Genomic DNA, 10,822 nt, shown 5'->3' with positions numbered 1-10,822 from the left:
CTTTATTCAAAAATCGCTTTATTCTATACAATTGCATTTTTATTTCAACGGATTTATGAGCTATCTAAAGCGTGCAAGCTCCCTTTCTGCTTCCCTTGCCAAATCTCTTTCCTTTATATCTTTTCTTTTATCGTAAAGCTTCTTACCTTTAGCTAAAGCTATTTCCATCTTTATTTTGCCGTTTTTTGAGTAAACCCTCAACGGAATAAGAGTTAAGCCCTTTTCTTTTACTTTACCTATAAGCTTTCTAATTTGATATTTATGAAGCAAAAGTTTTTTCTTTCTATGCGGGTCATGATTAGAATGCGGCGAGGCAAATTTGTAAGGGCTTATATAAAACCCGTTTACAAACACCTCGCCGTTTTTTATCTCGGCATAGCTGTCTTTCAAGTTTGCCGAGCCCATTCTTATCGACTTTACTTCACTACCTTTAAGCTCTATCCCTGCTTCGTAAGTCTCTAAAATCTCGTAATCGTGTCTTGCTTTTCTGTTTACTATCTCTCTCATCAGTCGCTGATTATATGCGGCGTTACAAAGATGTAAAGCTCTCTCTGGGGGTTGGAATATTTTCTAGTTTTAAATAACCATCCTAATAAAGGTATCCTCATAAGGCCAGGAACGCCATTTACTGTTTTTTCTGTAGTTCTCTGAATTAGCCCACCTATAACAAGTGTTTGCCCATTCTTTAGTATAACTGTCGTAGATACACTATTCTTGTTTATAGGAGGCTCACCATTAACACTATGTGAATAATCCGGAGAATCTTTCTTCACTTTTATCTTCAGAATCACATTATTCCCTGTTATATGAGGAGTAACATCTAAAGACAAAGTAGCATCAACAAACTTTATACTACTCTCATCTGTTTTTGTAGATTCATTGTAAGGAATAGCCTGCCCACTCTCTATTTGGGCAGGTTCATTATCAAGCGTAACAACTTTTGGAGAAGATAAAACTTTTGTATATCCTTCTATTTCCCCCATTGTAAGCTTTAAATCAAGGTTATAGTTAGCATTCACATTACCTATGGCAAGGCTTACAGTGGGAATACTAGACATTGATACGCTTGCAGGTAAATTTACTACGAAATTATTATTATTAAATTTCTCAGTTGGCGGTAAACCATTGGACACATCTGCTGGCGAATTATACCCTCCGACACCAAAGAATGTACTACTTGTTCCTATATTACTTCTAAAGTAATTTCCGCCCCACTGGATACCGAGCTGTCTTTCAAAATTTTTACTTATCTCAACAATTCTTGCATCTATTTCTACAGCCTTTTTCTTGTGGTCTATCATCCTAACTATCTTCTCTATTTTAGCTATATTATCAGCTGTATCATGACATATCAAAGCATTGTTCTTTACATCAGATACAATAAAACCTTTACTTTTAGAACCATTATAAAGAAGCTTATTTATTATATTTATGGCATAATCAGGTGTTATATAATTTAGATTTATAACCTTAGTAATAGCATTTTTCATTCTTTCAAGTTTCTCTTTATCTTGTAAAGCCTTAAGCTGTTGCATTTTCTCTCTCTGATACCTTGAAGCCGTCTCTATAATAACTATATTGCCCATTCTTTCAGCAACCAGGCCCTCTTGTTGCAAAATGAGCTCAAATGCCTGGTTAAGTGGAACATCCTTTAACCTCATCGTCAAAGTCCCTTTCACATCACTCCCTATTATAAAATTCAGTCCACTAATCTGAGAAAACACCCTAAACACATCCTTGAGCTGGGCATCTCTAACATCAAAGGATATTATTCTATTCACATTTATTATATTTTTAGACACATTACCTGGAACATTTTTGTCTTTTTTAGACACATTACTTACATTACCGTTATCAATAACACTTCTTTCTTTAGAAAAAATCAAATACACATGTCTCTTATCTGCATAGTATCTTTTTAAATAAGCACCTTTTTTTAGCGTTATGATATACTTTATTTTATTCTCATTTTGAGTCGAGACTATCGAATTCACGCTATAAGAATCGTTGTCAAAATATTGGTTTTCTAAAGCCTCCTTTACGGAGGAAACATTATCAAAGACAAGAGATACAATTCTACCTTTCTTAGCAAGCTTATAATCTGGCTTTTTCTTCAACAGCACAACAATCATCTCGTAATTTTTAAACCTTCTCAAAGAGATTCTTTCTATCTCATTCACACTCTTTTTCTTCGCAGATTCACCATATATTATTTCCAGATGTCCCTTTGCCTTATCCATTTTACATATTGGTTTCTCACCATGTTTAAATACAAAAACTATTCTTTCGGTTGGCTTACCGTAAAGCTTGTAAACAGCATCTGGACTACTATGCAAACTGCTTTTAATAAAAACATCTCCATCTCTCAATATCTTAACACCGGCACCACATCTTTCACACTTATCAACTCCTATCAAGTCAATAGCTATTCGTGGTGGATTACTTAACTCTATCTTATTGCAGCTTATATCTCCACTATAATATACCTCGCATACACCATTTGCTGCCCTTATACCTTGAACAATAGCCGAATAACTCTCAACTCCTATCATTAAACTCCATATCAAAACTAATAAAACAACACCCACAACTTTTTTTGTTTTCATAGCTTTCCCCTACTTAGAAATTTTTAACACAATGGTTTTGTGATGATTTCCTCTCTTAATCTCAATCTCAACACCATTATTATTTATGTCTTTCACATAAACACCGTCTTTTAGTTTATACCCTTCCATAACCACAATTGGAACCATTGATGGTCCAAACAACAAAGCAGCTTTAGCCTTAGGGTCTTTTCTGCTCGTAACTATCATTTTTACTCTTAAAGAAGATTTTATAATTTCTCCTTCTCTATTTAAATACTCTTCTACACTCTCTTGCAATTTTTTGTGCAACTTAATTTCTTTCACCTTTAGCTCTCCATACTTAAGCAAATCCATGAAAGGGTCTCTTTTTATTTTCAGTTCAAAACCCGAAGCTGATAAACTAATAGCAAACATAATTCCAATTACACCAAAAACAATAAACTTTCTCATTATTTCACCTTTTCAAACTTACTTTTTTCGATTAAGATAGTATGTCTCGGCTGAAAAGTCCACATCTACCAACACCTTGTGAGAATTTATTATCTTTGGATTTGAAATCGTAAAATCCTTAACTCTAAACAATCTTTCCATCTTTGACACATCTTCAAACACTTTTCCACACTCTAAATAAGTAGCTCTTATTTTTATAGATATAGGTTTTATATAATAGATGCCACTCTTGTCTCTTATCGCTTTCTTGGGTTTGAATGAAAGAAGGGAAACACCTTCACTTTTTATTATTCCACTCAATTTTATAAGTAAAGGTGGGATTTCTTCCTTTAAAGGCAACTGTTTGGAATAAACTTTAAACTCACTTTGAACTCTTTTGTACTTTCTGAGCAAAACAGGCATCTGCTCTTTATATTTGAGAAGTCTCGCTATATCTCTTTGAAGTCTATTTATCTGGTCAGCAGTATCCTGGTAGTAGAAGTAATACCATAACCCTCCAACTAAAACAACGCCCACAAAAATTCCAATTAACATCCTTTTTAAATCTAAGTTTTCCATACCCTTATCCTTTTAGTGTTATAGCTATAGAAAAACTATAAACATCAATTCCATTTTTCGAAAGGATTTTTCTTAACCCCCCACCTGTAAACCTAACCATTTTCACATCCTTAAGGGACTCTAACTTTATCATATAATCTGCAACAGCCTCGGCAGAAAAACTTTTTCCATCTATCGTTAAAACATTGCCTTTTTTTCTCATTCTCGTAAACCATAGACCATCTCCAACCGTAGATGAAACAACAGCACCTGCATTAAAAGAAAAAGAAGGTATAGAGTTCGCCACTTCGGCAAGCAACTTCGCCGCATTACCCCTGCCTTGTTCAAGTTTTTTTATCACTTTAACCATCCTATTAACTTCCCTTATTTTAGCCTTTATTCTGTTCACTCTCTTTTCTAAATTAGCAAGTTTATCTCTTCTTTCCTTTAAGTTATTCAATTTCCCATTAAGCATATATGTCGCTACACCAAGAGCAATAAATTCTACCAGAAAAACGACAATTATCACCACAACCTTAGTATTAATATTTACTTCTACACCTTTAGAGCTTTTCTTTTTCTCAGATTCACCACTTAATAAATTTATCCGTATCATTTTACTATACTCCTTAAGGCTAAACCGCTTGCTATACAATAAAATGGCGAAACATCCGGCGTAGTCTCTTCTATTGCTTCTCCTGACTCATCCTTAGAAACCACATCAAAAGGATTATATCTTGAAATATCGCTTTTAAAAAACTCTCTCATCATATCTATATTCAAACTCTCATACAAAGCACCTAATATGCCAGTAAGAACTACCTCTTCCACTGGCTCTTCAACATTCAATATATTACTTAAATAAAAAGTCATGGAGTTCTGAATTTGAGTAAATAGAGAAATAAGTTTATCGTTTAGAAAATTCAGCAATGACTCCTTCTTCTCATCATTATGTTTTCTTTCAAGCAATATACTAATTTCTTCCTTTTTTAAAGACAAAATACCTACGGCATCTTCTATTAAAGATGAAAAGTTAAAATCCATATATCGAGTAAAAATGGGAATACCTTTTTTTACAAAAATAAGTTTGGTCGAAGAATATCCCATGTCCACAAAAAGAAGGTGCTTATTTAAAGCTTCTTTGTTATTAGCTTCAAAAGAATTATAAATTGCAAACACATCTACATCTACTGTACTCACTTTTAATTTGGCTCTACTAAAAGCCTTTATATACGAGTCTACTATCTCCTTTTTTGTTAAAGCCAAAAGAACAGTCATCTCGTTTTTATCTTCGTTTTTATCAAGAATCTGATAACTTACATTAACATCTTCCATACTAACAGGAGCATACTGCTCGGCTTCCCACATAACAGCCTGTTCTATCTCTTCATCGGCAACTAAGGGAATGCTAAGCGTTTTTGTAATGACGAATGAGCTGTTCAGGGCAACAGATACATTTTTACTCTTTAGGCCATGTTGAGAGAATATAGATCTAAGAAAATCCCCCAGAACAACATCATCAACACCTTCTGAAGTAATAACATCCTGCGGAGTAAGCTCTCTGAAGGCTTGTTTTAAAACCAGAACTCCCTTTTTATCTATAACATTCACGACTTTCGTGTAATAGTGTCCGATGTCAACACCGACCACCCCGCTTTTACTTAAACCAAGCACACTCCCATTCTCCTTCTATAACAGAATTCCTTAATCTTTAAAATTAAATCATACATAATACCCTTTTGTCAACTCAATTATTCAGTAGCAAAACCAGTTCCAAATTTTTACTATAATTTAATCGGATTATCTATGAAAAATTTTAACCAGTTTTCGGGGGAAAAAGAAAGGATTTTTGCTGACTAAAGAGCCTTTCTAATATTTTCTCCCAAGTATCCCCTTCCTTGGCTTCAGTAAGAGAAAACTTCAACTTAACTCCATGATACACTGATTCTTCAACGCTGTTTCTAAAAATACTTGTCATTTTATTTAAAACAATGAAAGCTTTATCATAAACAGTTCCATAAAGAAATACTACAAAAGACTCCTCGTCCATTCTAACAATCACATCGCTTTGCCTTAAGTTACGCCTAAAATGTTTTGCTATTTTTTAAGTGTATCTACATCTATGTATCTTTCCAAATCTTCAATCTCAAGAAGCAACACGCTAAAAACTGAAGAATACCTATAAAAATTATACAAGAAACTCTCAGCCACTCCTTTTACTGATTCACCCTTTGGAAATCCAGTAATAGCATCGGGCTGATTTTTAAACCTGAATCTCTCTAACACTTTTTCATATTTCTCAACTGCATCTACAACCTTCCTAAGAACATCAAAAAGGGACAAATTAGCATGTTTTATTCTCTCTACTTCTTCATATATCTTGCCTTGCCATTTTAAATTGATAATTTTATCTTTTTCCTCTAATAATCTATACTTTCTTTCGGCGCTTTTAGAAACTTTATCAACAACAGTAGACAGATTTTCTATAAGTTTTTTAGAAATCTCATGAAACTTTTCTATTTCTTCTGCTTCTATATCGATACTACCATATATCAATCGATGCAACTGACCTTCGTTTAAGCCTTTTTCTATGGCTGTTTCTACAAAAACCTTATAGTAAATGGCAGGGATAAACAATTTACCCTGCCGATTTATCTTTTCCACAGACTCTTCGATAATCTCCTTAAGTAAGTCTTTCAATCCCTGCCACCTCCTTAAACTTTAAATCTCCTTACATACTCGTTAAGTCTGTCGGCCTCTTCCTTTAATCTTTCACTCATCTGAGCTATCTGTTCTGCCACCTTAGAATTATCCTCTGCAGCCTGATTTATTTCTTGAGATTGCATATTTATCTCAGTAACAGTCGCCGACAACTCTTCAGTTGCCGCACTGGTTGCATTAACCTCCTCTATAGTCTTCGAAAGTTGAGCCACCATATCATTTATATTTTTCTCATCCTCTATAGTTCTTTCACGCTCTTTTAATATGCCTTCCTCAGCCTGCCTTGTCATCTCTATCGATTTTTGAGTATCCTGTTGCATTTTGAGAATCATTTCTCTAATTTCTTCAGTAGCTCTTTGAGTCTTCTCTGCAAGCTTTCTTACTTCGTCAGCAACAACGGCAAAACCTCTACCTGCTTCACCAGCTCGTGCAGCTTCTATTGCAGCATTCAAAGCTAAAAGATTTGTTTGGTCTGCAATATCACTAATAACATTTACAATTTGTCCTATCTCTTTAGAAGATTCGCCCACCTTATTAATTTGTTCCATTGCTTTTCTAGCCAAAGCTGCATTTTCATTCATTCTCTCAACTCTATCCTTTATATCCTTAAGCATCTTATCATTTATCTCTCCTACTATTTCCGTCTGTTCATTTATACCCTCTGCTGATTTAGCAACATTGTTAACCGCTTCTGTCATGTCGTTTAAAGCGTTAACCATCTCTTCTAAATTCCTGCTCGTCTCTTCAACACTTGCCGCTGTTTCAGTGGCAGAAGAAGAAAGTGTTTCAGATTCCTGAATAACTCTTTCAGCAGAATCCCTTATATCCTTCACAAGTTGCTGCATACTATTCAAAAAGTTGTTTAATTTATTTGCCAAATCCTCAAACTCATCACCACTATGCAAAATAACCCTTTTTGTCAAATCCCCATCACCAGTCTCCAATTCTTCTAAATTATGAGCCATCTCCTTTAAAGGCATCATCAATTTCTCCGACAAATAAGAGCCAAACAATAAAACAGCCAGCAAAGCAAGTATAGCCATACCAGCAGACACCAAATAACTTCTCACCATTCTTGCCTTAATTAAACTTCTGTATAAGTTGGCTTCTTTTTTAAGCTCACCTAAATATATACCGCTTGCTAAAATCCAGTTTACCTTAGGTATAAGCTTCACATAAACTATCTTTTCATCAACATCATCATTAGGTTTATGCCACATATACTCAACAAACCCTCTACCTTTACTTAAAGCCAAATCTATTATGAGTCTAAAAGGATATTTCCCATTTCTGTCAGTTAAACTATAAACATTCTTACCCACGAGTTGAGGGTCTTCTGGGTCAGCTATAAGAACTCCATTCTTATTAAGAACGAAAATGTAATTACCATTACCATACCGTATAGTATTCACATCGGCTATAATTTCTTTTTTTACACCTTCAACATCAACACCTTGCTTAAGCAAGTGATTATACTTCTCAACCAAACCGTCAACGATTGTTTCAACTTTATCCTTATTATACTTAACTATAAGTTCATAGGTCTGATTAAACCTATCTTTTATCAATGTCGCTCCCCAAAATACATAGTAAACACCAAAAATTAAAATGAACACCATCGTTGCTCCTACACCATAAAGGAGAAGTTTCTGTTTGAAGCGTAAGTTTTTCATTGAGCCTCCTCCTTACCTTTTGTTTTTTTGGTAAGTGGAATATTACATCTAATATGTAAAAAGTCAAGATTTTAATATATTATTATTGTTGTTTATTATTTTTGGCAAAAAAGTAAAAAAAAAAAATCGCCTTCTATTTGAGAAAACTTATTAACAAAAAAAGCGGGCATGGAAGCCCGCCTTTATGAGTAAGAGAGGGAGGGGTTTAATCTATTTAAGAAGCCCCTTCAAAGAATCGTCTATTTCTCCAGGCATAGACATATGAGCAGCAAAAGCGCTCATACCAGCATCCATAAAATACAGAGACATTCTATACATTTCTGGAAGAGCTTTAATCTTGCCATTGTCATAAATTACAAGCTCTATTGGAAAAGCACAAAGATGGTCATAACCGCCTATCTCAAAAGCTTCTTTTTCGTATTTTGGATTTGCAACACCCACAACAGCAGCCTTACCAAGTTTTATCTCATAAACCTTCTTCCAGCCATTTGTTCCCTTTGATAAAGAGTCATTAAGAGCTTTTAAAGCAGCATCAATAGAGCCGTACTTGTGGCCAACTTCATAAATGGTGTAAAGACTCTGGCCCATCATCTGCCAGTTTCCTATTTCTTCAGGGTCTGTCTTGTAACCAAAAGCTTTCTTTTCAACCTTTATACCCTTAACTTTACTTAAAGCGTTCTCAAGCTCATTCTTTACCTTTTCGGCAACACTTTCAAGAGAGTCCTTACCCTTTGCAAAAGCATCTACAAGATAAACAGGATTTGCAAACATCACACTATTTCCACTTTTTGTCTTCTGAATACCAACCCTTAAAGGAACTGCAAAAAATGCATGTTTACCAGCCTTGTTGACGGCATTAAAGAATTCATCTGATTTAACTATCAATACAGTAAGATCGGCCAAATCGCCCGGATTATAAGATGTAAGAACTTTAAATCCCGCTGACTCTAAAGCACTCTTAACATTTTTGACAACAGACTGATGATTCGGGTTAGCTACAGTTCCCACAAGTTCATAGGTTGTAAGTGATGCAAACGAAATCCTACTCACGAATAGCAAAGCAACTACCATGAAGAAAATCTTTCTCATTCAAACACCTCCTTCTAAAAATTTTTAAAAATTATAATTGACTAATAAGGTTATGTCAATGAATTAATTATCTAAGAGTTTTATTTTAAATTTGACAACCCAAAAGGCTTTTTTTATATTTTGTGCAATCGGGCGGTTAGCTCAGTTGGGAGAGCACTACCTTCGCACGGTAGAGGTCGGGGGTTCGACTCCCCTACCGTCCACCAATTGCAGGGGGATAAACAAAATGGACACCATATTCAGACTTATCCTAACGGCAAGGGTTTATGATATAGTAAAGGAGACACCCTTAGACTTTGCTGTAAATCTTTCAAAAAAATTAAACAACAGAATTCTTCTGAAAAGGGAAGATTTACAAGATGTCTTCTCATTCAAAATCAGAGGAGCATACAACAAAATCGTAAATCTCTCAGAAGAACAGAAAAAAAAGGGTGTAATAGCTGCATCGGCAGGAAACCATGCTCAAGGCGTGGCTTTATCATCTAAGGTTTTAGGTATAAAAGCAGTCATTGTAATGCCAGAGACAACGCCACAAATAAAAGTGGAAGCCGTAAAAAGACACGGTGCAGAAGTCGTTTTAAAAGGTGATAACTATTCAGAAGCCTATGAGTATTGCAAAAAATTAATAAAAGAGACAGGTTTGACATATATTCCACCTTTCGACGATGAATTGGTCATTGCAGGTCAAGGAACAATAGGGCTTGAGATTTTAAGACAAACTTCAAAAGAGATACCCTATGCTGTATTTGTGCCTATAGGCGGTGGCGGCTTAATATCAGGCATAGCAACATATATAAAAAACATCTATCCGCAGGTGAAAATTATCGGTGTTGAACCAACAGAAAGCAACGCGATGTATCTATCTATAAAGGAAGGCAAAAGGGTCGTATTGGACAGGGTTGGCATATTCGCAGACGGCGTTGCAGTAAAGGAAGTCGGAGAGATAACATTTGAAAAAACAAAAGAATATGTCGATGAGATAATACTGGTAAATGTTGACGAGATTGCATCGGCAATAAAAGATATCTACTACGACACAAGACATATAGTAGAACCGGCGGGCGCTTTGGGTGTTGCAGGTATAAAGAAATACATAAAAGATAAGGGGATAAAAAATAAAACACTTGTTGCGATAAACTCAGGTGCCAATATGAACTTCGATAGACTCAGCTATGTCGCAGAAAGAGCGATAATAGGAGAAAAACAGGAAGCCCTATATGCAGTTAAAATTCCAGAAAGGCCGGGTGAGTTTAAAAAATTCTGTCAACGGGTTATTCAAGATAAAAATGTTTCTGAATTCCACTATAGAATTTCAAGCAGAGAAGAAGCCTATCTGCTCGTTGGTCTAACCATAGATTACGAAAAGGAAAATCAAAAAATATTAGAAAGAATGAGAAAAGAAGGTTATTATGCAATGGATGTAACACCCAACGAGCTAATAAAAGACCACATAAAATATATGATTGGCGGCAAATGTCCTTTTGTCGAGAACGAGATATTTTACAACTTTAGATTCCCAGAAAAAGCAGGTGCTTTGATGAAATTCTTAAACAACATGAAAGAGAGATGGAATATAACGGCATTCCACTACAGAAGACATGGCGGGGAATTTGGAAGAGTCTTTGTTGGTTTTGAGATTCCAAAGGAAGAAAAGGAAGAATTCAACAAGTTTTTAAATGACTTAAATTATGACTACACCGAAGAGACAACAAACATAGCATGCAGATTATTCTTATAATTTTGTTATATTGACAGCTTGAATTAGCA

The 10,822-nt window shown here is 35.0% G+C and carries 11 protein-coding genes and 1 tRNA gene; 2 read left to right on the top strand and 10 right to left on the bottom strand.

Annotated elements, in window-relative coordinates:
- Positions 1-60: 60 nt before the first annotated feature.
- The 10 genes from smpB to G415_RS0100820 all read right to left on the bottom strand — a co-directional run bounded on the left by smpB (position 61) and on the right by G415_RS0100820 (position 9,055).
- Positions 61-507: an SsrA-binding protein SmpB gene (smpB, locus tag G415_RS0100865; protein WP_022669689.1), complete on the bottom strand. Its 447-nt coding sequence runs from the start codon at positions 505-507 to the stop codon at positions 61-63.
- The gene (locus tag G415_RS0100860; RefSeq protein WP_022669688.1) at positions 507-2,606 is read right to left on the bottom strand and encodes a type IV pilus secretin PilQ; all 2,100 of its coding nucleotides are present in this window, start codon (positions 2,604-2,606) and stop codon (positions 507-509) included. The genes smpB and G415_RS0100860 overlap by 1 nt, the downstream gene beginning before the upstream one ends.
- A 9-nt stretch (positions 2,607-2,615) precedes the next feature.
- Entirely contained in the window at positions 2,616-3,035 is a 420-nt protein-coding gene (locus G415_RS0100855) for a hypothetical protein (RefSeq protein ID WP_022669687.1), read from the bottom strand.
- Positions 3,036-3,053: 18 nt separating this feature from the next.
- A complete protein-coding gene (locus G415_RS0100850; protein ID WP_022669686.1) occupies positions 3,054-3,593 on the bottom strand; it encodes a type IV pilus inner membrane component PilO in 540 nt (179 codons plus the stop codon).
- Between the two features lie 4 nt (positions 3,594-3,597).
- Positions 3,598-4,188: a PilN domain-containing protein gene (locus G415_RS0100845; RefSeq protein WP_022669685.1), complete on the bottom strand. Its 591-nt coding sequence runs from the start codon at positions 4,186-4,188 to the stop codon at positions 3,598-3,600.
- Entirely contained in the window at positions 4,185-5,246 is a 1,062-nt protein-coding gene (gene pilM / locus G415_RS0100840; protein ID WP_022669684.1) for a type IV pilus biogenesis protein PilM, read from the bottom strand. Before pilM ends, G415_RS0100845 begins: the two co-directional genes overlap by 4 nt.
- A gap of 142 nt (positions 5,247-5,388) precedes the next feature.
- Complete coding sequence (locus G415_RS0100835) at positions 5,389-5,634, bottom strand: hypothetical protein (RefSeq protein WP_162138527.1); 246 nt, start codon at positions 5,632-5,634, stop codon at positions 5,389-5,391.
- A 35-nt stretch (positions 5,635-5,669) separates the two neighbouring features.
- Positions 5,670-6,272, bottom strand: a complete 603-nt coding sequence (locus G415_RS0100830; protein ID WP_022669682.1) for a hypothetical protein — start codon at positions 6,270-6,272, stop codon at positions 5,670-5,672.
- 14 nt (positions 6,273-6,286) lie between these two features.
- Positions 6,287-7,966, bottom strand: a complete 1,680-nt coding sequence (locus G415_RS0100825; RefSeq protein WP_022669681.1) for a methyl-accepting chemotaxis protein — start codon at positions 7,964-7,966, stop codon at positions 6,287-6,289.
- Between the two features lie 210 nt (positions 7,967-8,176).
- Complete coding sequence (locus tag G415_RS0100820) at positions 8,177-9,055, bottom strand: DUF302 domain-containing protein (protein WP_022669680.1); 879 nt, start codon at positions 9,053-9,055, stop codon at positions 8,177-8,179.
- A gap of 130 nt (positions 9,056-9,185) precedes the next feature.
- Here G415_RS0100820 and G415_RS0100815 point away from each other — a divergent pair.
- Together G415_RS0100815 and ilvA are read left to right on the top strand one after the other, a co-directional pair.
- Positions 9,186-9,261 (top strand) — tRNA-Ala (locus G415_RS0100815).
- A 20-nt stretch (positions 9,262-9,281) separates the two neighbouring features.
- Positions 9,282-10,793, top strand: coding sequence for a threonine ammonia-lyase, biosynthetic (ilvA, locus tag G415_RS0100810; RefSeq protein WP_022669679.1), 1,512 nt, complete (start codon positions 9,282-9,284; stop codon positions 10,791-10,793).
- Positions 10,794-10,822 lie beyond the last annotated feature (29 nt).

It is taken from the genome of Hippea alviniae EP5-r (assembly GCF_000420385.1).
GTDB lineage: Bacteria > Campylobacterota_A > Desulfurellia > Desulfurellales > Hippeaceae > Hippea > Hippea alviniae.
This window is presented reverse-complemented; position numbering and strand designations above follow the sequence as displayed.

Coding starts and splice junctions, on each gene's coding strand:
- smpB (WP_022669689.1), bottom strand. CDS start 507: ATGAGAGAGATAGTAAACAGAAAAGCAAGACACGATTACGAGATTTTA.
- G415_RS0100860 (WP_022669688.1), bottom strand. CDS start 2,606: ATGAAAACAAAAAAAGTTGTGGGTGTTGTTTTATTAGTTTTGATATGG.
- G415_RS0100855 (WP_022669687.1), bottom strand. CDS start 3,035: ATGAGAAAGTTTATTGTTTTTGGTGTAATTGGAATTATGTTTGCTATT.
- G415_RS0100850 (WP_022669686.1), bottom strand. CDS start 3,593: ATGGAAAACTTAGATTTAAAAAGGATGTTAATTGGAATTTTTGTGGGC.
- G415_RS0100845 (WP_022669685.1), bottom strand. CDS start 4,188: ATGATACGGATAAATTTATTAAGTGGTGAATCTGAGAAAAAGAAAAGC.
- G415_RS0100825 (WP_022669681.1), bottom strand. CDS start 7,966: ATGAAAAACTTACGCTTCAAACAGAAACTTCTCCTTTATGGTGTAGGA.
- G415_RS0100820 (WP_022669680.1), bottom strand. CDS start 9,055: ATGAGAAAGATTTTCTTCATGGTAGTTGCTTTGCTATTCGTGAGTAGG.
- ilvA (WP_022669679.1), top strand. CDS start 9,282: ATGGACACCATATTCAGACTTATCCTAACGGCAAGGGTTTATGATATA.